Origin of the sequence: Curtobacterium sp. LFS084 (genome assembly GCF_047977705.1) — a bacterium.
Taxonomy (GTDB): domain Bacteria; phylum Actinomycetota; class Actinomycetes; order Actinomycetales; family Microbacteriaceae; genus Curtobacterium.
Genome location: NZ_JBFPFM010000028.1, coordinates 25,943 through 46,821 on the forward strand (window position 1 = coordinate 25,943; position 20,879 = coordinate 46,821).

Consider the following 20,879-nt stretch of genomic DNA (forward strand, 5'->3'; position numbering starts at 1 on the left):
GATGCGTCTACCGCGCGCTGGCCGCGCCGTCGCGCTGGACCACCTCGGTCAGCCACGCGAGGATCCGGGCGTCGAACCAGTCGGCGTCGTGGTTCCAGAGCTTCGTGTGCCGGGCGGTGGTCTGGACCTCGAGCCGCACGATGTCCGGACGCGCCTCGGCGAGGGCGTGCGACGCGGACGACGGCACGAACCCGTCGTCGTCGCTGTGCATGAGCAGGATCGGGACGTGCAGTTCGTCCGCACGCGCGACCATGTCGAGCTGCCGCAGGTCGACCGGCTGCGCGAGGCCCGTCAGGCGGTGCAGGACCGGCGTGCGGAGGAGCCGCTCGGCGACCTTCCGGACCGGCCGCGGCAGGCGGAGCAGCTGGCTCTGCGCCTTGAGCACCGCGTGCCAGTCGACGACCGGCGACTCGAGCACGACGCCGTCGACGAGGTCCGCGAACGCCGACCGCACGAGCGTCTGCAGCACGACCGCGCCGCCCATCGACCAGCCCATCAGGACCACGCTCGTCGCGCCGCGGCCGGACAGCCAGCGGAGGACCGCGTCGATGTCCTCCCACTCGGTGCTGCCGAGCCCGTACCGGCCGTCGACGCTGCGGGGGGCGACGCCGTCGTTCCGCCAGCTCGCCAGCACCACGGAGTACCCCGCCGCCCGGAAGACCGGCACGGCGCGGATCGTCTCGGCGCGGGTCACGCCACGGCCGTGCACGAGGACGGCCCAGGGCGCGTCGGGGTCGTCGGCGCGGATCACCCAGGCCGGCGCGGGACCGTTCGGGGTCGGGACGTCGACGTCCTCGACCGGGACGTCGAGCTCGCCGGGCGTCAGGTAGAACCAGCCGCCCCAGCGCCCACGACGGGCGGCCGTCGGGTCACCGGCGTCGATCGCGATGATGCGGCGGGTGACGGTCGTGTTTGTCGTGCCGAGGACCTCGCCGACACGCATGTGCCCCGTGCCGCCGCCGAACCAGAGGCTGTAGCGGCCCTGCAGTTCGGTGTCGGCGGTGCGCTCGAGCGTCACGGTCCGGCTGACGGTGTCCACGGCGTGGATCGGGACGCGCTCGGTGCGCTTGCGGTCCGGCGTGACGACCATGCGGGCGATGCCGGCGACGAACCCGCCGACCACCGCGGTGCCGACGACGGCCGCCGCGACCCCCGCACCCACGGCGACGAGACCGGCCGACCGAGCGGCCCCCTGGACGACGTCCTCGGCGGGTCGCGCTGATCGGGACATGGTCCGGAGCCTAGTCTGCATTCGTGTCCGAAACCCGAGAGCCCGACGCCTTCGCCCGGCTCCGTGCGTTCGTGGCGTCCGGCGGCGCGCGTGCCGAGACGACCGTCACCGAGATCCCCTCGCCGTCGCGCATCGCGCCCTTCTCGATCGCCCTCGCGGCGGACGTCTCGGGTGCGACGCACGGCATCGACTCCGACCTCGGCACCGGCCGGTTCATCGCGCTCCACGACCCCGACGAGCCGGAGGGCTGGGGCGGGGCGTTCCGGATCGTGACGTTCGCCCAGGCACCGCTCGAACCCGAGATCGGCGTCGACGAGTTCGTCGCCGACGTGACGTGGAGCTGGCTGGTGGACGCACTCGCCGCGCACGGTGCGACCTACGACCACGCGTCGGGCACGGCGACCAAGATCATCTCCCGCGGCTACGGCGACCTCGCTGCGCAGGGCGACGGGGCGCAGCTCGAGCTGCGTGCCTCGTGGACCCCGCGCGGGGAGGACCTCACCGCGCACGTCGAGGCCTGGGAGGAGATCGTGGCGATGCTCGCCGGTCTGCCCCCGGCGTCGGACGGCGTGACCCTGTTGGCCCCGAGGAGGCTCGCACGTGACTGACCCTGCATCCCCGGGCGGTCCGGTGTCACCGACCGCTGCGTCCCCGGCCGCGTCGTCGCCGGCAGCGTCGTCGACGGGCGCGTCGTCGCCGGCGTTCGAGGCGTCGCACGACGCGGTCCACGTGATCGCGACGCGCGAGGAGTACCTCGACGCGGTGGCCGCCATCGCCGCGGGACACGGTCCCGTCGCGGTCGACGCCGAACGCGCGAGCGGCTACCGGTACTCCCAGCGGGCGTACCTCATCCAGGTGTTCCGCCGCGGTGCCGGCGCGTTCCTGTTCGACCCGATCCCGATCGGCGACTTCTCCGAGCTGCAGGACGCCATCGTCGACGAGGAGTGGCTCTTCCACGCCGCCTCGCAGGACCTCCCGTGCCTGCAGGAGGTCGGTCTCGTCCCGACCCGGATCTTCGACACCGAGCTCGGCGCCCGCATCGCCGGTTTCCCGCGGGTCGGCCTCGGCGCCGTCGTGGAGCAGCTGCTCGGCATCACGCTCGCGAAGGCCCACTCGGCCGCCGACTGGTCGACCCGGCCGCTGCCGCAGTCGTGGCTCGTCTACGCCGCACTCGACGTCGAGCTGCTCCCCGACCTCCGGGACGCCCTCGCGGCGACGCTCGAGGAGGCCGGCAAGTCCCGCATCGCCGAGGAGGAGTTCGCCGCCGTCCTGACGCGCGCGCCGAAACCGCCGAAGGCCGAGCCGTGGCGCCGCCTGTCCGGCATGCACGCCCTGCGCGGTACCAGGGCCCTCGCGATCGCCCGGGCCCTGTGGACGGCACGAGACGCCTACGCCCGCGAGACCGACATCGCCCCCGGGCGCACCATCCCGGACGCCGCGATCGTGGCCGCCGCCGCAGCGAACCCGGCCTCGAAGGGCGAACTGAGCGGGGTCAAGGCCTTCACGGGTCGCGCGTCCCGCTCGGAGCTCGACCGGTGGTGGGCCGCCGTCGAGGACGGCCGGACGACCGAGGACCTCCCGAGGCTCCGCGGCACCGGCGAGGCCACACTGCCGCCGCCCCGCGCCTGGGCCGACCGCAACCCGGCCGCCGACCGCCGCTACAAGGCCGCCCGTGCCGCGGTGGTGCAGCGCGCCGAGGAGCTCGACCTGCCCGTCGAGAACCTCCTCACGCCGGACACCCTGCGCACCGTGTCGTGGGAGCCGCCCGCCCCGATCGCCACCGAGACGGTCGGTGCCGTGCTCGCCGCGCACGACGCGCGCCCCTGGCAGGTCGAGGAGACGGCGTCCATCATCGCGCACGCCTTTGTCGCTGCTGCACAGGAGCCTGCTGCTGAGAGCAACACCGAGTCGTAGGAACGGCCCAACGGGCATGCGTCCGCCCAGGCTCGGGGCATAGCGTCGCAGGTGCACGCCGGGTCGGACCCGGCCGGGCGGGGCGGGACGCGCCCGGCCTGATCAACGAGGATCTGGAGGCCCAGATTGCCAAAGGCAGCAGACGTCGTCTTCGTCGACGGAGTTCGGACACCGTTCGGACGAGCCGGGGAGAAGGGGGTGTTCTGGAAGACCCGCGCCGATGACCTCGCGGTGCACGCGATGCGCGGACTCCTCGACCGGAACGCCTCGCTGGACGGGGCCGCGGTGGACGACGTCGCCGTGGCCGCCACCACGCAGCAGGGCGACCAGGGGCTCACCCTGGGCCGGACCGTGGGGATGCTCGCGGGGCTCCCGAAGACCGTCCCCGGGTACGCGATCGACCGCATGTGCGCCGGTGCCATGACGAGCGTCACGACGCTCGCCGGCGCCATCGCGTTCGGCGCTGCGGACGTCGCCATCGCCGGCGGTGTCGAGCACATGGGACGCCACCCGATGGGGTTCAACTCCGACCCGAACCCGCGCTTCGTCGCGGAACGCATGGTCAACGGTGACGCCCTGGTGATGGGCAAGACCGCCGAGCGCCTGCACGACCGCTTCCCGGCGATCACGAAGGACCGCACGGACGCCTTCGCCGTCCAGTCCCAGCAGCGCTACGCCGCCGCCTGGGCCGCGGGCAAGCTGCAGCCGGACCTCGTCCCCGTCGAGGTGAACACGGGTGCGGGCTGGGACATCGTCTCGAGCGACGAGCCGCCCCGCCCCGGCACCACGCTCGAGGCCCTCGCCGCCCTGAAGACGCCGTTCCGGCCGCACGGACGGGTCACCGCGGGCAACGCGGCGGGCCTCAACGACGGCGCCACGATGAGCCTCATCGCGTCGGCCGACGCGGCGAAGCAGCACGGCCTGCCCACCAAGATGCGCATGGTCTCCTTCGCGTTCGCCGGGGTCGACCCCGAGGTGATGGGCATCGGCCCGGTCCCCGCGACCGACAAGGCCCTGTCGAAGGCCGGCCTGTCCATCGACGACATCGGGCTGTTCGAGATCAACGAGGCCTTCGCGGTCCAGGTGCTCGCGTTCCTCGACAACTACGGCATCGCCCAGGACTCGACGAACGTGAACGCGTGGGGCGGCGCGATCGCCGTCGGACACCCGCTCGCGTCGAGCGGCGTCCGCCTGATGACCCAGCTGGCGGCCCAGTTCGCCGAGCGACCCGACGTCCGGTACGGCATCACGACGATGTGCATCGGCCTCGGACAGGGCGGCACCGTGATCTGGGAGAACCCGAACTTCAGCAAGTCCGCGGCACGGAAGGCGGCCTGAGCATGACCATCGTCGACAACGACCGACTCCTGGCACTCAGCGAGGACGAGGTCGTCACGCACTCGTACCTGAAGCACGTCCCGCTGCCGTCCGGCGGCACGCTCGCGCTCATCACGCTCGACAACGGCAAGGACTACAAGCGCCCGTCGACGCTCGGGCCGCGCACCCTGTACGAGCTGTCCGGGGTGCTCGACACGCTCCGCACCGAGGCGTCGGCCGGCACGGTCCAGGCCGTGGCGATCACCGGCAAGGAGTACTGCTTCGCCGCCGGCGCCGACCTGTCCCAGGCGGCCTCGGTGCCGTCGCGCGAAGTCGCCCACGACCTCGCGGCCCTGGGGCACGCCACGCTCCGGAAGCTCTCGGACCTCGGCGTGCCGTCGTTCGCTTTCATCAACGGGATCGCGCTCGGCGGCGGTCTCGAGATCGGGCTGCACTGCACCTACCGCGTGTTCTCCTCGGCCGCGCAGGGCATCGGGCTGCCCGAGGTCTTCCTCGGCATCATCCCGGGCTGGGGCGGTGCGACCCTGCTCCCCCGCCTGATCGGACCCGAGAAGGCGCTCCGCGTCATCGTCGAGAACCCGCTCAAGAACAACCGCCTGATGGACGGGCCGGCCGCGGTCGAACTCGGCATCGGCGACGCGCTCATCCCCTCGGTCACGTTCCTGCCGTCCGCGGTCGCGTGGGCCGACGGCGTCGTGTCCGGTCGCACGAAGGTCGTGCGGAAGAACGAGCCGGGCATGATCGAGAAGGCCGCGTGGGGCACCGTCGTCAAGGTCGCCCGGTCGCAGGTCGCGTCGAAGATCGGCACCGTGCCGAAGTCACCGTTCCGCGCCCTCGACCTCGTGGCCGCGGCGAAGTCCGGATCGCTCGACGATCGGTTCGCCGACGAGGACGACGCTCTCGCCGACCTCATCTCCGGCGACCAGTTCGCCGCGTCGATGTACGCGTTCGACCTCGTGCAGAAGCGCGCGAAGAAGCCGGTGGGCGCCCCGACGGACGTCTCGCCGCGCCCGGTCACGAAGGTCGGTGTCCTCGGCGCCGGACTCATGGCGTCGCAGTTCGCGCTGCTGTTCGCCCGTCGCCTCGGCGTCCCCGTCGTGATCACCGACGTCGACCAGGCGCGCGTCGACGCCGGCGTGGCCCGGATCCGCGGCGAGGTCGACACGCTGCTCGAGAAGGGCCGGGTCTCCCCCGACGACGCGAACCGCATCAAGGCACTCGTGTCCGGGTCGGTCTCGTACGACGCCTTCGCCGACGCCGACTGGGTCATCGAGGCCGTCTTCGAGGAGATGGGCGTCAAGCAGGAGGTCTTCCGGAAGATCGAGCAGGTCGTCTCGCCCGACGCGATCCTCGCGACGAACACGTCCTCGCTCTCGGTCTCCGAGATGGGCTCCGTGCTGTCCGACCCGTCCCGGCTGGTCGGCTTCCACTTCTTCAACCCGGTGGCCGTGATGCCGCTGCTCGAGGTCGTCCGCACCGAGGCCACGTCCGACGAGACGCTGGCCACGGCCCTCGCGGTCGCGAAGACCCTCAAGAAGACCGCGATCATCACGGCCGACCAGCCCGGCTTCGTCGTGAACCGGGTGCTCGCCCGGGTCCTCGGCGAGGCGATGCGCGGTGTCGAGGAGGGCACCCCGTTCGAGGTCGTCGCCCAGGGTGCCGCGCCGCTCGGCCTGCCGATGTCGCCGTTCGAGCTGCTCGAACTCGTCGGGCTGCCGGTCGGTGCGCACGTGCTCGACTCGCACCACGCCGCCTGGCCGGAGCGCTTCTACCCCGGTGACGGGCTGAAGAGGATCGCCGAGTTCGGGCACATCCTCACCCGCGACAAGAAGGGCACCGCGACCGGGTACGACCCAGCGGCCGTGAAGCTCGTCGCACCGTCGAAGCGGGACGCCCACCCGGTGGACGCGGCCGAGATGCAGCGGCGCTTCGAGGACGCCCTCGCCGACGAGCTGCACCGCATGCTCGAGGACGAGGTCGTCCAGCACGTCGAGGAGATCGACCTCGGGCTCATCCTCGGCGCGGGCTACCCGTTCCAGGCCGGTGGGATCAGCCCGTACCTCGACCGCTCCGGCGCGTCCGAGCGGGTCTTCGGCGGCGCCTTCCACGAGCCGCTGATCGTCGGGCCCGCGTCGCGCTGAGCCCGGTGTCGAAACACCGAACCGACGTCGAACCAGGCCGAGCGCCCGGTTCGACGTCGGTTTCGTGGTTCCACCCGGCGTAGCGTGCAGGCATGGGACAGGAGTGGTGGGCACCGCGGACGTCCGGGCACCCCAGCGTCGTCTTGCCGGTGCCGCTCGCCGAGGTCCCGGAACTCCTCGACCGCGCCGTGCACGCCGTCCCGGGCGCCGCGGCGATGGAGATCCGCCCGGACGGGGCCGTCATCGGCCGCCGGACCTCGTTCGCGCTCCGCGCCGAGAACATCGTCATGACGTTCTCGCGCGAGGGACCGTCGTCCTCGCGCGTGGAGATCATCCGCGAGGGTCGCGACGGCCTGTCGCACGGCCAGGTCCTCTGGGTGACGCCGATGGCCCGCGCGATCCTGCGCGAGCTCGTGGCCGCGGCCGCCGGGCCGCCCGCGCGCTGACCCCGCCGGGCCGCCGTGCTTCGGATCGAACCACGGATCCGACATCGAACTCGTCGATCCGTCCGGTTCGATGTCGCGTTCGTGGTTCCACCCGCCGCGCCGTGCATCGCGCGCCCGCGCCGCCGGCGTCGCTCAGCGGTCGGCGGACTCCCGGGAGCGCGACTCCGAGCGCGCCGGCTTCGCCTGCGGCAGCTTCGTCCCGACGACCTGGTCGATGACGTCGCGCGCGATCGCCTGCGCCGTGAGTCCCACGTCCTCGAGGATCTGCGACCGCGACGCGTGGTCGATGAACTCGTCGGGCAACCCGAGCTCGTTCACCCCGGTGTCGACCCCCGCGGCCCGGAGGTCCTGGCGCAGGCGCGTGCCGACCCCGCCGACCCGCACGCCGTCCTCGATCGTGATCACGAGCCGGTGCTCGCGCGAGAGGTCGATGAGCGACGCCGGGATCGGCACCACCCACCGCGGGTCGACGACCGTGACCCCGATGCCCTGGGACTCGAGCAGCGCCGCGGCGTCGAGCGCCACCGGCACCATCGACCCGACCGCGACGAACAGCACGTCGGGTTCCTGGTCGGACGACGGCGACCGCAGCAGGTCCACCCCGTCGTCGAACCGGCGGATCGCGGGGATGTCCGGCCCGACCTGCCCCTTCGACCACCGGAGCACGGTGGGCGCGTCGTCGACGGCGACGGCCTCCTGGAACTCCTCGCGCAGGGTCGCGGCGTCCCGGGGCGCGGCGATCCGGATGCCGGGGACCACCTGCAGCAGCGCGAGGTCCCACATGCCGTGGTGCGAGGGACCGTCCGGCCCCGTGATGCCCGCACGGTCGAGGACGAAGGTCACCCCGGCGCGGTGCAGCGCGACGTCCATGAGCACCTGGTCGAACGCCCGGTTGAGGAACGTGGCGTACAGCGCGACGACGGGGTGCAGGCCACCGAACGCGAGTCCGGCCGCGGTCGTCACGGCGTGCTGCTCGGCGATGCCGACGTCGATCACCCGCGAGGGGTGCTGCTCCTGGAAGAGGTGCAGCCCGGTGGGGCGCAGCATCGCCGCGGTGATCGCCACGATCTTCTCGTCCGACGCGCCGACCTCGGCCAGGGTCGACGCGAACACCGACGTCCACGAGGGCCCCGACGAGACGTCGAGTGACTCCCCCGTCTCCGGGTCGATGTGCCCGACCGCGTGGAACTGGTCGGCCTGGTCGCGCAGGGCCGGCTCGAACCCGTAGCCCTTCTCGGTGATCGCGTGCACGATCGTCGGCGCGCCGTACTCCTTCGCCTGCCGGAGGGCGGCTTCCATCGCACGCTGGTCGTGCCCGTTCACCGGGCCGATGTACTTGATGTCGAGGTTCGAGTAGAGCGCCTCGTTGTTCGTGAACCGCGAGAGGAACCCGTGCAGCCCGCCGCGCATCCCGCGGTAGAGCGCCCGACCCGGTGCCCCGAACCGTGCGGCGGCGGCCTGCGACTTCTCGAACAGGGCCCGGTACTCGCGACGCGTCCGGACGGAGCTGAGGAACCGCGCCATGCCGCCGATGGTCGGCGCGTAGGAGCGACCGTTGTCGTTGACGACGATGACGAGCCGACGGTCGTTGCCGTCGGAGATGTTGTTGAGGGCCTCCCACGTCATCCCGCCGGTGAGCGCACCGTCGCCGACGACCGCGACCACGGTCCGGTCGGCCTGGCCGGTCTGCACGAAGGCACGGGAGATGCCGTCCGCCCAGGACAGCGACGACGACGCGTGCGAGGACTCCACGATGTCGTGCTCCGACTCGCGCCGCTGCGGGTACCCGGCGAGGCCGCCCCGCTCGCGCAGCCGCGAGAAGTCCTGCCGCCCGGTCACGAGCTTGTGCACGTAGGACTGGTGGCCGGTGTCGAACACGAACGGGTCGTGCGGCGAGTCGAACACGCGGTGCATGGCGAGCGTGAGTTCGACGACACCGAGGTTCGGGCCGAGGTGGCCGCCGGTCTTCGCGACCTCGGCGACGAGGAAGCGTCGGATCTCGGCGGCGAGGTCCGTCATCTGCGCGTCGGAGAGACGCTTCAGGTCGCGCGGCGACGTGATGCTCGAGAGCAGGGTCACGGGCGCTCCTTTCGTGGGGCTGTCGGCCCACTCTATGCGCGTGGGGACGGAACGGACTGGAGGCGCGGTGCCAGCTGGCACTGCGCCTCCAGGCCGTATCCGTGTCGCGTCAGACGAGCGAGCGGAGCACGTACTGCAGGATGCCGCCGTTGCGGTAGTAGTCCGCCTCACCGGGGGTGTCGATGCGGACGACCGCGTCGAACTCGATCGTCTCCTTGCCGGCGGGCGAGTGCTCGCTCGGCGCAGCCGTGACGTGCACCGTCTTGGGCGTGCGGCCCTCGTTCAGCTCGGTCAGGCCGGAGATCGAGACGACCTCGGTGCCGTCGAGCCCGAGGGACTCGACGGACTCGCCGGCCGGGAACTGCAGCGGGACGACGCCCATGCCGATGAGGTTCGAGCGGTGGATGCGCTCGAAGCTCTCGGTGATGACCGCGCGGACGCCGAGCAGGTTCGTGCCCTTCGCCGCCCAGTCGCGGGACGAACCGGAGCCGTACTCCTTGCCGCCGAAGATGACGAGCGGGATGCCCTGCTCCTGGTAGTGCTGCGAGGCGTCGTAGATGAACGACTGCGCACCGTCCGGCGTCGTGAAGTCGCGGGTGTAGCCGCCCTCCACGCCGTCGAGGAGCTGGTTGCGGAGGCGGATGTTCGCGAACGTGCCGCGGATCATGACCTCGTGGTTGCCGCGACGCGAGCCGTAGGAGTTGAAGTCCTTGCGGTCGACGCCGTGCTCGGCGAGGTACTTGCCCGCCGGGCTGTCGGCCTTGATCGAGCCGGCCGGCGAGATGTGGTCGGTCGTGACCGAGTCACCGAGCTTCGCGAGCACCCGGGCGCCGGAGATGTCCGACACCGCGTCGGGCTGCATGGTCATGCCCTCGAAGTACGGGGGCTTCCGCACGTAGGTCGACTCGGTGTCCCACTCGAACGTGTCGCCGGTCGGGGTCGGCAGGTTCTTCCAGCGGTCGTCGCCCTCGAACACGGAGCCGTACTCGTGGGTGAACATCTCGGTGTCGATCGACGCGTCGATGACCTGCTGCACCTCGACCGCGTCGGGCCAGATGTCCTGCAGGAAGACGTCCTTGCCGTCCTGGTCCTGCCCGAGGGCGTCCTTGTCGAAGTCGAAGTGCATCGACCCGGCGAGGGCGTAGGCGATGACCAGCGGCGGGGACGCCAGGTAGTTCATCTTCACGTCGGGGTTGATACGCCCCTCGAAGTTGCGGTTGCCGGAGAGCACCGCGGTGACGGCGAGGTCGTTGTCCTGCACGGCCTGCGAGATCTCCTCCGGCAGGGGGCCCGAGTTGCCGATGCAGGTGGTGCAGCCGTAGCCGACCGTGTAGAAGCCGAGCTGCTCGAGGTAGGTCGTGAGACCGGCCTTCTCGTAGTAGTCGGTGACGACCTTCGACCCCGGCGCGAGGGTGGTCTTGACCCAGGGCTTCGCGGTGAGGCCCTTCTTCGCGGCGTTCCGGGCGAGGATGCCGGCGGCCATCATGACCGACGGGTTCGAGGTGTTCGTGCACGAGGTGATCGCGGCGATCGCGACCGCGCCGTGGTCGATCGTGAACGGGTCGGCACCGTCCATGGCGACCTTCGTCGGCTGCGACGCCGTCGACGGGGCGCTCGAGACGTGCACGTGCTCGTGCAGGTTCGTGTCCTCGTTGGTCGACCCCGCTGCGATCGGGTCGGAGGCCGGGAAGGTCTCCTCGACCGCGTCGTCGAGGTCGGTCTGCTCGCTCGGCGACGTGTAGTTGCCGAGGTCGACCTCGAACTGCGTCTTCGCCTTCGACAGCTCGATGCGGTCCTGCGGACGCTTCGGGCCGGAGATCGACGGGACGACCGTCGACAGGTCGAGCTCCATGTACTCGGAGTAGTTCGGCTCGACCGACGGGTCGTGCCAGAGGCCCTGGGTCTTCGCGTACGCCTCGACGAGGGCGATCTGGTCCTCGGAGCGGCCGGTCAGGCGCAGGTAGTCGAGCGTGACGCCGTCGACCGGGAACATCGCCGCCGTGGAGCCGAACTCCGGCGACATGTTGCCGATGGTGGCGCGGTTCGCGAGCGGGACCTCGCCGACGCCCTCGCCGTAGAACTCGACGAACTTGCCGACGACGCCGTGCTTGCGGAGCTCCTGCGTGATGGTGAGCACCACGTCGGTCGCGGTGACCCCGGCCGGGATCGACCCGGACAGCTTGAAGCCGACGACCTTCGGGATGAGCATCGACACGGGCTGGCCGAGCATGGCCGCCTCAGCCTCGATGCCACCGACGCCCCAGCCGAGCACGCCCAGGCCGTTCACCATGGTGGTGTGCGAGTCGGTGCCGACGAGGGTGTCCGGGTAGGCGTAGGTCTCGCCGTCGAAGTCACGCGTGTAGGTGACCTTCGCCAGGTACTCGATGTTGACCTGGTGCACGATGCCGGTGCCCGGCGGGACGACCTTGAAGTCCTCGAACGCCGTCTGGCCCCAGCGGAGGAACTGGTAGCGCTCCCCGTTGCGCTCGTACTCGAGGTCGGTGTTGCGCTGCAGCGCGTCCTCGCGACCGAAGAGGTCGGCGATGACGGAGTGGTCGATGACCATCTCGGCCGGCGACAGCGGGTTGATCTTGTTCGGGTCCCCGCCGATCTCGGCCATCGCCTCGCGCATGGTGGCGAGGTCGACGATGCACGGGACGCCCGTGAAGTCCTGCATCACCACGCGGGCTGGCGAGAACTGGATCTCGGTGTCCGGCTCGGCGTCGGGCTGCCACGACCCGAGCGCGCGGATCTGGTCCTCGGTGACGTTCTTGCCGTCCTCGGTGCGGAGGAGGTTCTCGAGCAGCACCTTCAGGCTGTACGGGAGCTTCTCGTGCCCGGGCACCGTGTCGATCCGGTGGATCGCGTAGTCGACACCCCCAACCGACAGCGTGTCCTTCGAGCCGAAGCTGTTGACTGCAGCCACTGTGCCGCCTCCCTGGTTGATCGGTGTGCCCCCATCCAAGCGGGGCGCGAGGCGTCCCACCAGCAAGGCAAACCTAAACCCGCCAGCCCGGGAAGGGCCGCGGGAAATGTCTCGATGTCGAGACAACTCTACACTGCGGCGGGATCGCCCTGACGCTTGAACACCGTCCGGACGAGCAACCAGGTGACCCAGAGCAGCGCGGCGTACAGCGGGACGCCCGTGATGAGCTTGATGCCGGCGAGCAGTTCGACCTGCGCGGTCAGGTAGAGCGGCACCTCGATGAGGAGCCGGATCGCGAAGAGCCCGACCCAGAGCCAGGTGGCCACCGTGAGCACCCGGCGCTTCGCGGGGTCGCGGCGCCAGTCCTGGTGGCTGCCGTCCTCGTTCGGGGGCAGCAGGAACCCGACGACCACGCCGATGAGCGGCTGCCGGATCGCCAGCGAGACGAGCAGCCCGACGAGCCACACCGCGTTGATGACGATGCCGGGGATGAAGTTGCTCTCGGCCCGGCCGGTGATGAGCGCGAGGCCCGCCGAGATCGCGACGCCGAGGATCCCCGCGAGGCTCATCACGAGGGACTGGCGCTGCAGCAGTCGGAGCACCACGAACACGACGCCGATCGCGACCGGGATCAGGACGCTCGGGACGACCTGCTTCGTGATCGCGTACACGACGAGGAACGCCAGGCCCGGCAGCACCGACTCGACGAGCCCCCGGACGCCACCGATCGCCGCGACGAGGGCGTGCCCGGACGGCGCCTCGCCGGGAGCGACCTTGCCGAGTCCCGTGTTCGCGACGGCGGCGCGCATCTGCTCACTGAACGAGGGCAGTGCGTCGGGCGCGTCCGCGTCGGGACGGGTGGTGTCGTCGTGGTCCGGCACCGTGCCTCCTGGGTCAGATCGCCGACTGCGGTCAGATCGCCGACTGCGTCGACTTCGGCATGTGCAGCGGGATGAGGTCGCGCGGCGGCATCGGCGTGGTCCCGCGAACCACGACGACGCTGCGGAACAGGTCCTCGATCTCGGCCGCGTCGTCGGGCTGCTCGGCGGCCTTGCCGGCGATCACGCCACGCAGGAACCAGCGCGGGCCGTCGACGCCGATGAACCGCGCGGGGCGGGCCCCGTCGGTGACGCCCGTGCCGTCGGAGACGACCGGGACCTGGGCACGGAGCTCGGGGCCGAACGGACCGTCGACCTCGGTCACGACGCCGCCCTGGCGCTCGATCTGGTCCGCGATCTGCCCGCGGATCTCGTGCCACAGGCCCGTGGACCGGGGTGCGGCGAACGGCTGCACCTGCAGTGTGGACTCGTCGTAGTCGAGCCCGACCGCGACGACGCGCTGCGAGCCCTCCTCGACCTCGAGCCGGAGGTGGAGCCCCTCACGCGGCAGGACCTTCACGCCGCCCAGGTCGACGTACGGGCGGACCAGGTTCGCCTCGGTCTCGTCGTGCGGGCCGCTCTCGGCGCGGTCGTCGGGGGCGGACTTGTCGGTCGGGGCGACCGCGTCGACCTCGTCGAGGTCGGCGTCGGCGTCGGTCGCGATGTCGACCTCCGGCGTCGTGTCGGCCACCTCGACCTCGTCGGCGACGGCGTCCGCCACCTCGACCTCGTCACGCTTGCGTCGGCCGAACTTCATGCGCGCGTTCCTTCCTGAACATCGTCGGCGGTGCCGCTGACGGCACCGCTCCGGTCACCGTAGCCCGACGAACCGAACCCACCCTGGCCGCGGACGCTGTCGGGCAGCTCGTCGACGCGGGTGAACGACACGCGCGGCACCGGCATGACGATCATCTGGGCGATGCGGTCGCCGACGTGCACCTCGTGCGCGGCGGCCTGGTCGGTGTTGAGCAGCGCGACCTTGACCTCGCCGCGGTACCCGGCGTCGACGGTGCCCGGCGCGTTCACGATCGTGATGCCGTGCTTCGCGGCGAGACCGCTGCGCGGCACGACGAAGGCGGCGTAGCCGTCCGGGAGCGCGATGCGGAGGCCCGTGCCCACGAGCCGGCGTTCGCCGGGCTGCAGGACGAACGCCTCGGTCGAGACGAGGTCCGCGCCGGCGTCACCGGGATGGGCGTATCCGGGAGCGTTCTCCCCGGTCCAGAGCACGTCGACTGGTTCGGTCACGTGTCGAGGGTAGTGCAGACCGTGACCGTTCCGTGACCTGGTGTCAGTCGTGGTCGAATGGTGTCGTGACCCTGTACCGCGAACGACTGTGGGCTCCGCCCGTCCTCTACCTGGCGACGGCGCTCGTCATCCCCGCCAGCCTCCTCGTGTTCCTGCCGATCAGCGTGCTCGCGGGCATCCTCGTGGCGATCGGCATGTACCTCGGCGTGCTCGTGCTGCTCTGGGTCCTCGCCCCGACGATCGAGGTCACCGAGACCGAGTTCCGCGCCGGGCGCGCACACCTGCCGCGCGCGCTCGTCGGTGCGGTCGAGGGCTACGAGGGCGCCGAGGCCACCACACAGCGCGGGCCGGCGCTCGACGCGCGCGCCTGGACGCTCTTCCGCGGCTACGTCCGCGGGGTGGTCAAGGTCGAGGTGGAGGACCCGGCGGACCCGACGCCCTACTGGCTCGTCAGCGTCCGCAACCCGTCGGCGGTCGTCGCCGCCCTGCGTTCCTGACCCTGCCCCCGTTCCGGGCGTACCTGCCGGTTCCGGGCGTACCTGCCGATTCCGGGCGTACCTGCCCGGAACTTCTGACCAGGTACGCCCGATCCCGCTTCCCATCGCGCGCGTTCTGGGAATGACCGGCACCACGCGACGGACGGGAGGCGCGGGTCGAGCCCGCCCCGCGCCTCCTGTCCGCCTCGGCGAACGACGACGGCCCGTCACCGCAGCAGGTGACGGGCCGTACGTGTTCGAGCGTTCCCTAGAGCGCCGCGCACTCCGCGCAGACCGGGCCGAGCTTCGACTCGTGGTCGAGCTGCGAGCGGTGCTTCACGAGGAAGCACTCGACGCAGGTGAACTCGTCGACCTGGGGCGGGAGCACGACGACGTCGAGGTCGACGTCGCTGAGGTCCTGTCCGGCGAGCTCGAAGCTGCCGGGGTTGTCGGAATCATCGTCGACGACCCCCGACATCTTGTCGGGAACGCGCTCCTTGAGGGCCTCGATCGACTCCGAGTCGGAGTTGTCGTCGGTCTTCCGGGGGGCGTCGTAATCGGTGGCCATGCCCATCCATTTCTCGTATCGAGAGGTCGTCGCCGGTGATCGGCGGCGACAGTTTGCACCACGTCTCGCCAGAGCGCAAACCGAGTGTTCCGGCGGGTCGTTCTGGCGCTGCAACCCGTGTGCCCGTCCGTCCATTCCCGCTGTCCGGAAACGCTCGCACGGCAGTCCACGGCACGCCCGTGCGCCTCCGCCGGATCGGGTCCGGACGGCTGCATACTCACGGGGTACGAGGCACGACCGTACGCGACGCTCGGAAGGCGGAACCATGCAAGACGTGAGAGTCATCGGGGTGGAGTCCGGCGCACTCCTGCTGGCCACCGACGGCGGGACCGAGTTCCGTCTGCCCGTCACCTCGTCGCTGACCGGTCAGGTCCGGCAGGCGAACCCCGAGTCCGGCCCGCTCAAGCGCGTCTCCCCCAAGGACGTGCAGGCCCGGATCCGCGGCGGTGCGGACGCGACCGAGGTCGCCGCGGCGCTCGACGTGGACGTCGAGTACGTGCGGCGCTTCGAGGGCCCCGTGCTCGCCGAGCGCGCCTTCATCCTCGACGCCGCGCACCGCGTCCCGGTGACACCGGTGGACGACGAGTCCCCCGACACCTTCGGCGAGGCGATCACCGCCAAGCTCGAGGCCGGCGAGGCGACCGGGATCGCCTGGGGCTCGTGGAAGCACGTCGAGAGCGGCTGGCAGGTGCGCGTGCACTACACCGCCGCCGAGGTCGAGCACGACGCCCAGTGGCGGTTCGACCCGAAGACGTCGACGCTGACGCCGGACAACGGCGACGCCCACCGGCTGTCGCACACCGAGGACGAGGGCATCGCGCCGCGCCTCCGTGCGGTCGAGAACGACCACCAGGACACCGACGGCACGCGGTTCGACTCCGGGGCCTTCCGCGTCGACGAGCCCGACGAGGACGTCACGAACCCCGACGTCCAGGACCGTCCCCTGCGCGCGCCGCTCCCCCGGATCGGTGCCGCCGTCGAGGAACGCGCCCCGGGCAACGAGACCGCCGACCTCCTCGAGGCGCTCCGACGCCGTCGGGGCGAGCGCGAGGCGGCGGCCTTCGGCGAGCAGCCGCAGGACGACGGGCGCCGGACCTCGATCAGCGTCGTCGACATCCCGCTGCAGGGGTTCGAGGACTCGTCCGACACCGCGCCGCAGCCGGACGCCCGACCCGCGTCGGCACCCGAGGCCGAGGGTGGCCGGGTCGACCGCAAGAAGCGGAACCGCCGGTCGATGCCCAGCTGGGACGAGATCGTCTTCGGCACGCGGCCGGACGACGACCCCGCCTGATCGGCACGGAGCCGTCCGGCTCGGGTGTCGGGCGCGGCTCGAGATCCGCTACTGCGCGAACGCCCCGGCGAGCCGCAGCGGCACCATGGTCTCCTCGTCGGTCATCGCCCCGTGCTGGCCGATCATGCGCTTCGGTGACTCGCCGGCACGCAGGGCACGGTCGTCGTTGAACGCCCACGACCCCCGGGCGACGAGCACGACGTCCCCGATGCGCGGGACGACCTCGTCCGACACCGCACCGAACCAGCCGGCGGCGATCGCCTCGTCGCGGCTGGCGACGTACGCCTTCTTGCCGTAGCGCGCACGGAACTGCCCGACGAGCGACCGCACGTCGGTGCCCGGCGCCACCGTGAACTGCCGGCAGCGCGGGTCGCCGGCCACCCCGACGACGTCGGTCAGCAGCAGCGGATCGATCGCGACGTTCTGGTGCTCGGGGACGTCGAGCACCCCGTGGTCGGCGGTCACGACGATCCCCACGTCGGCCGCGGCGCGCTGCTCGAGTCGGGCGAGCTCGCCGTCGAGGAGCTCGAGCGCCGCCGTCCACCGGTCCGACTCCCAGCCGTGCTTGTGCCCGATCGAGTCGAGCTCGGGGACGTAGAGGTACACCAGGGACCTCCCCGCGGCGGTCTCGGCGAGGGCCGCGTCGACGCGCTGGGCGATCGAGTCCGCCGGGGCGTAGCGGGCGCCGCCGAGGACGTTCGCCGTCATCCCCGACGAGCGGTACCGTGCCGGGCCGACGACCACGGGGTCGACGCCGAGCGCCGGGGCCTCGGAGAACAGGGTGCTCGCGAGGAACCAGCCGGCCGGCACCTCGTCGTCCCACCCGCTCAGCAGGTTCATCACGCGCTCGGTGTCGGGGTTCCAGCCGCTGTACCCGACCACACCGTGCGTGCCGGGCGACCGACCGGTGGTCAGCGTGCTCAGCGCGGCCGCCGTCGTCGTCGGGAAGCCGCTGCGCAGCCGTTTCTTGCCGGCGGCGAGCCAGCGGGCGTGCCCGGCGCGCGCGGCCAGCGCACCGGCACCGAGGCCGTCGACCAGCACGACGATCGCGGAACGGGCGGGGCGGAGGGTGATCCGCGCCTCCCGTCCGGTGGCACGCAACCACGCGTCGTCCGCAGCGCCGAGCGCGACGAGGCAACTCGGGAAGACGTCGGCGAGGTTCGCGGTGGCGTCGGGGGCCGTCGGTACGCTTGTTCCCATCTCCCCCAGTCTCGCAGAAGGGTGCCATGGCACGCACGGAAGCAGTCGGCCTGCCCGACGGTGAACGCATCGAGGACGTCGACGTCTCCGAGGAGATGCAGGGCTCCTTCCTCGAGTACGCGTACTCCGTCATCTACTCACGGGCGCTCCCCGACGCACGCGACGGCCTGAAGCCCGTGCAGCGGCGCATCCTCTACCAGATGGCCGAGATGGGACTGCGTCCCGACCGCGGCCACGTGAAGAGCGCCCGCGTCACCGGCGAGGTGATGGGCAAGCTGCACCCGCACGGCGACGGCGCGATCTACGACGCCCTCGTGCGCATGGCGCAGCCGTTCACGATGCGCGTACCGCTCGTCGACGGCCACGGCAACTTCGGCTCGCTCGACGACGGCCCCGCCGCCGCCCGCTACACCGAGGCCCGGCTGGCCGAACCGTCGATGGCCATGACCGAGGGCCTCGGCGAGGACGTCGTCGACTTCGTCCCGAACTACGACAACCAGATCATGCAGCCCGGCGTGCTGCCCGCGGCGTTCCCGAACCTGCTCGTCAACGGCGCGTCGGGCATCGCGGTCGGCATGGCGACGAACATGGCGCCGCACAACCTCGGCGAGGTCGTCGAGGCGGCGAAGCACCTCCTCATGCACCCGCAGGCCACCCTCGACGAGCTGATGGAGTTCGTCCCCGGTCCCGACCTGCCCTCCGGCGGCACCATCGTCGGGCTGTCCGGCGTGCGGGACGCCTACGCCAGCGGGCGCGGCTCGTTCCGGACGCGCGCGAAGGTGAGCGTCGAGAACCTGACGCCGCGCAAGGTCGGGCTCGTCGTCACCGAGCTCCCCTACCTGGTCGGCCCGGAGCGCGTGATCGAGAAGATCAAGGACGGGGTCCAGTCGAAGAAGCTCGTCGGCATCTCCGACGTGAACGACCTGACCGACCGCAACCACGGGCTGCGACTCGTCATCGGCATCAAGAGCGGCTTCAACCCGACCGCCGTGCTCGAGCAGCTGTACAAGCACACCCCGCTCGAGGACGGCTTCGGCATCAACAACGTCGCCCTCGTCGGTGGGTCGCCCCGCACCCTCGGACTGCGCGAGCTGCTCGACGTGTACGTGCAGCACCGGCTGTCGGTCGTCACCCGCCGGTCCGAGTACCGGCTGGCGCGTCGTCGCGAACGCCTGCACCTCGTCGAGGGCCTGCTCGTCGCGATCCTCGACATCGACGAGGTCATCGAGGTCATCCGCTCCTCGGACGACTCCGAGGCAGCGCGGTCCCGACTGCAGACCGTCTTCGACCTGTCCGAGGTGCAGGCCGAGTACATCCTCGAGCTCCGGCTCCGCCGGCTGACGAAGTTCTCGCGCCTCGAGCTCGAGGGCGAGCGCGACCAGCTGCTCGCCGACATCGCCGCGCTCGAGGAACTCCTGGCCTCCGACGAGCGACTGCGCGCCCAGGTGGCGCTCGAGCTCACCGAGGTGTCGGACCGGTTCGCCACACCGCGCCGGACCCTCCTCACCGAGGCCGACGCCCCGGTCAAGGGTGGGCGCAAGGCCGCGGTCGACCCCGAGTCGCTGCAGATCGCCGACGCCCCGTGCCGCGTGCTGCTCTCGACCACCGGGCGGCTCATCCGCGTCGACATCCCGACCTCCGAGCTCGGCATCGTCCGGGTGCCGAAGCGGTCCAAGCACGACGCGGTCCTGTCGTCGGTGGTCAGCTCGGTCCGCGGTCAGGTCGGTGCCCTCACCTCGACCGGCCGCGTGATCCGGCTCTCGCCCGTCGATGTCCCCGCTGTGCCGCCCGCCGCGGTCCGGCTCGACGCCGGGGTCCGGGTGACGGACTTCCTCGGCATCGCCCGCGGCGAAACCGTCGTGGCGCTCGTCGACCTGTCCGGAGCGTCGTCGGACTCCCTCGCGATCGGCACCGTGCAGGGCGTCGTGAAGCGGGTCGTCCCCGGGGCATGGCCGGACAAGCCGGACTTCCCCGCGATCGGTTTGAAGCCGGGCGACGCGGTCGTCGGTGCCGCCCAGGCGCCGGAGTCCGACGACCTCGTGTTCATCACGTCCAACGCGCAGCTGCTGCGGTTCCCGGCCTCGGGCGTCCGCGCGCAGGGGCTGCCCGCCGGTGGGGTCGCCGGCGTCGCACTCGCCGCCGGCGCCTCGGTGATCTGGTTCGGGTCCGTGGCCCGCTCCGACGACGCCGTGGTCGCCACCGTCTCGGCGTCCTCCTCGGCGCTGCCCGGCACGGACACCGGGCGCGCGAAGGTCTCGGCCCTGTCGGAGTTCCCGGCGAAGGGCCGTGCGACCCAGGGTGTGCGGGCGCACGCGTTCCTCAAGGGCGAGGACGGGCTGACCGTGGCGTGGGCGGGCATCGCTCCCCCGCACGCCGTCGGGACGGACGGCGCTGCCCGGACCCTGCCGGACTGGCTGTCGAAGCGTGACGGGTCGGGGGCGCCGCTCGACGCCGTGATCGGCACGATCGGCGGGAGCGCCGCGGCGCTCGACGGCACCGTCGGCGAGGCGTAGGGCGGCGCACGGCGCACGCTCGCCGCGGCTCGCCGCGCGCGTGTCGCTCGCGATCTTTCGCGGTGGGCGACGGTTCGCGGGGCTCCGGCCGCGTGAGCTGTCGCCCAGCGCGTGAGCACGCCGCGCGGGTGCCGCGGGCGCGCGGGTGCGCGGGTGCGCGGTCGCGGGGGGGGGGGGCGCGAGAGCGGGGCGGCCCCGAGACTCGGCCCCGCGGACAGAACTCGCGCTGCCGAGCCACGAAACAGTCCGCCCAGCCGAGTCTCGCACTCCCGCCCGCTCCGGCTGCCCGACCCGCCGGCCGGCCGCCGACCCGCCGGCCCGCCGGCACGACCGTTCGCGCTGGGCGACAGTTCACGGTGCCCCCGACGCGTGAACTGTCGCCCAGCGCGTGAGCGCGCGGGCGCCGGCGGCCCCGAGACTCGGCCCCGCGGACAGAACTCGCGCCGCCCGGGCACGAAACAGTCCGCCCAGCCGAGTCTCGCGCTCCCGCCCGCTCCGGCCGCCGGGCCCGCCGGCCCGCGGGGCGGCCCGCCCTTCGGCGCGCGGCGAGCGGTCACGGGGCTCCGGCCGCGTGAGCTGTCGCCCAGCGCGTGAACACGCGACCACGGGCGGACGGGAGGCGCGGGGCGGCCA

General features: G+C 72.0%; 16 protein-coding genes. 8 read left to right on the top strand and 8 right to left on the bottom strand.

The features are described 5' to 3' along the window. Positions 1-7: 7 nt before the first annotated feature. The gene (locus tag ACNQOV_RS13710; RefSeq protein ID WP_416395117.1) at positions 8-1,231 is read right to left on the bottom strand and encodes an alpha/beta hydrolase family protein; all 1,224 of its coding nucleotides are present in this window, start codon (positions 1,229-1,231) and stop codon (positions 8-10) included. A gap of 23 nt (positions 1,232-1,254) precedes the next feature. Between ACNQOV_RS13710 and ACNQOV_RS13715 the strand changes: the two genes are divergently transcribed. From ACNQOV_RS13715 to ACNQOV_RS13735, 5 genes are all read left to right on the top strand, one after another. Next, complete coding sequence (locus ACNQOV_RS13715) at positions 1,255-1,839, top strand: DUF3000 domain-containing protein (protein WP_416395119.1); 585 nt, start codon at positions 1,255-1,257, stop codon at positions 1,837-1,839. Positions 1,840-1,960: 121 nt separating this feature from the next. Continuing rightward, on the top strand, positions 1,961-3,145 hold the full coding sequence (locus ACNQOV_RS13720) for an HRDC domain-containing protein (protein WP_416395138.1): 1,185 nt from the start codon (positions 1,961-1,963) through the stop codon (positions 3,143-3,145). Positions 3,146-3,271: 126 nt separating this feature from the next. After that, positions 3,272-4,483 carry a thiolase family protein gene (locus ACNQOV_RS13725; protein WP_022908056.1) on the top strand — a complete coding sequence of 404 codons (1,212 nt, stop codon included), beginning with the start codon at positions 3,272-3,274 and terminating at the stop codon, positions 4,481-4,483. Positions 4,484-4,485: 2 nt separating this feature from the next. Continuing rightward, complete coding sequence (locus ACNQOV_RS13730; protein WP_416395122.1) at positions 4,486-6,624, top strand: 3-hydroxyacyl-CoA dehydrogenase NAD-binding domain-containing protein; 2,139 nt, start codon at positions 4,486-4,488, stop codon at positions 6,622-6,624. A 92-nt stretch (positions 6,625-6,716) separates the two neighbouring features. After that, the gene (locus ACNQOV_RS13735) at positions 6,717-7,070 is read left to right on the top strand and encodes a hypothetical protein (protein ID WP_416395124.1); all 354 of its coding nucleotides are present in this window, start codon (positions 6,717-6,719) and stop codon (positions 7,068-7,070) included. A gap of 132 nt (positions 7,071-7,202) precedes the next feature. Here ACNQOV_RS13735 and dxs read toward each other — a convergent pair whose 3' ends face one another. The 5 genes from dxs to dut form a co-directional block, all read right to left on the bottom strand. Next, the gene (gene dxs / locus ACNQOV_RS13740; protein WP_416395126.1) at positions 7,203-9,149 is read right to left on the bottom strand and encodes a 1-deoxy-D-xylulose-5-phosphate synthase; all 1,947 of its coding nucleotides are present in this window, start codon (positions 9,147-9,149) and stop codon (positions 7,203-7,205) included. A 109-nt stretch (positions 9,150-9,258) separates the two neighbouring features. Next, positions 9,259-12,075, bottom strand: coding sequence for an aconitate hydratase AcnA (gene acnA, locus ACNQOV_RS13745; protein WP_402262519.1), 2,817 nt, complete (start codon positions 12,073-12,075; stop codon positions 9,259-9,261). A gap of 128 nt (positions 12,076-12,203) precedes the next feature. Further along, positions 12,204-12,956, bottom strand: a complete 753-nt coding sequence (locus tag ACNQOV_RS13750; protein ID WP_416395129.1) for a DUF3159 domain-containing protein — start codon at positions 12,954-12,956, stop codon at positions 12,204-12,206. A gap of 31 nt (positions 12,957-12,987) precedes the next feature. Beyond that, complete coding sequence (locus ACNQOV_RS13755; RefSeq protein WP_022908064.1) at positions 12,988-13,710, bottom strand: DUF3710 domain-containing protein; 723 nt, start codon at positions 13,708-13,710, stop codon at positions 12,988-12,990. Further along, complete coding sequence (dut, locus tag ACNQOV_RS13760; RefSeq protein ID WP_022908065.1) at positions 13,707-14,198, bottom strand: dUTP diphosphatase; 492 nt, start codon at positions 14,196-14,198, stop codon at positions 13,707-13,709. Before dut ends, ACNQOV_RS13755 begins: the two co-directional genes overlap by 4 nt. 65 nt (positions 14,199-14,263) lie before the next feature. Between dut and ACNQOV_RS13765 the strand changes: the two genes are divergently transcribed. After that, positions 14,264-14,695 (top strand): DUF3093 domain-containing protein, encoded by a 432-nt coding sequence (locus ACNQOV_RS13765; RefSeq protein ID WP_022908066.1) that lies wholly within the window; start codon positions 14,264-14,266, stop codon positions 14,693-14,695. Between the two features lie 247 nt (positions 14,696-14,942). On the opposite strand, the gene ACNQOV_RS13770 is transcribed toward ACNQOV_RS13765, so the two are convergent. Continuing rightward, entirely contained in the window at positions 14,943-15,242 is a 300-nt protein-coding gene (locus tag ACNQOV_RS13770) for a DUF4193 domain-containing protein (RefSeq protein ID WP_031263038.1), read from the bottom strand. Between the two features lie 265 nt (positions 15,243-15,507). Here ACNQOV_RS13770 and sepH point away from each other — a divergent pair, with 265 nt between their 5' ends. Further along, positions 15,508-16,533, top strand: coding sequence for a septation protein SepH (sepH, locus tag ACNQOV_RS13775; RefSeq protein WP_416395132.1), 1,026 nt, complete (start codon positions 15,508-15,510; stop codon positions 16,531-16,533). Positions 16,534-16,581: 48 nt separating this feature from the next. On the opposite strand, the gene ACNQOV_RS13780 is transcribed toward sepH, so the two are convergent. After that, positions 16,582-17,733: an alkaline phosphatase family protein gene (locus ACNQOV_RS13780; protein WP_022908069.1), complete on the bottom strand. Its 1,152-nt coding sequence runs from the start codon at positions 17,731-17,733 to the stop codon at positions 16,582-16,584. A 26-nt stretch (positions 17,734-17,759) separates the two neighbouring features. Here ACNQOV_RS13780 and ACNQOV_RS13785 point away from each other — a divergent pair, with 26 nt between their 5' ends. Further along, the gene (locus tag ACNQOV_RS13785) at positions 17,760-20,246 is read left to right on the top strand and encodes a DNA gyrase/topoisomerase IV subunit A (RefSeq protein ID WP_416395134.1); all 2,487 of its coding nucleotides are present in this window, start codon (positions 17,760-17,762) and stop codon (positions 20,244-20,246) included. Positions 20,247-20,879 lie beyond the last annotated feature (633 nt).

What these genes read in the sequence shown, in the direction of transcription:
- ACNQOV_RS13710 (WP_416395117.1), bottom strand. Translation starts at nt 1,231, where the DNA reads ATGTCCCGATCAGCGCGACCCGCCGAGGACGTCGTCCAGGGGGCCGCT.
- ACNQOV_RS13730 (WP_416395122.1), top strand. Translation starts at nt 4,486, where the DNA reads ATGACCATCGTCGACAACGACCGACTCCTGGCACTCAGCGAGGACGAG.
- ACNQOV_RS13735 (WP_416395124.1), top strand. Translation starts at nt 6,717, where the DNA reads ATGGGACAGGAGTGGTGGGCACCGCGGACGTCCGGGCACCCCAGCGTC.
- ACNQOV_RS13755 (WP_022908064.1), bottom strand. Translation starts at nt 13,710, where the DNA reads ATGAAGTTCGGCCGACGCAAGCGTGACGAGGTCGAGGTGGCGGACGCC.
- ACNQOV_RS13770 (WP_031263038.1), bottom strand. Translation starts at nt 15,242, where the DNA reads ATGGCCACCGATTACGACGCCCCCCGGAAGACCGACGACAACTCCGAC.
- sepH (WP_416395132.1), top strand. Translation starts at nt 15,508, where the DNA reads ATGCAAGACGTGAGAGTCATCGGGGTGGAGTCCGGCGCACTCCTGCTG.
- ACNQOV_RS13780 (WP_022908069.1), bottom strand. Translation starts at nt 17,733, where the DNA reads ATGGGAACAAGCGTACCGACGGCCCCCGACGCCACCGCGAACCTCGCC.
- ACNQOV_RS13785 (WP_416395134.1), top strand. Translation starts at nt 17,760, where the DNA reads ATGGCACGCACGGAAGCAGTCGGCCTGCCCGACGGTGAACGCATCGAG.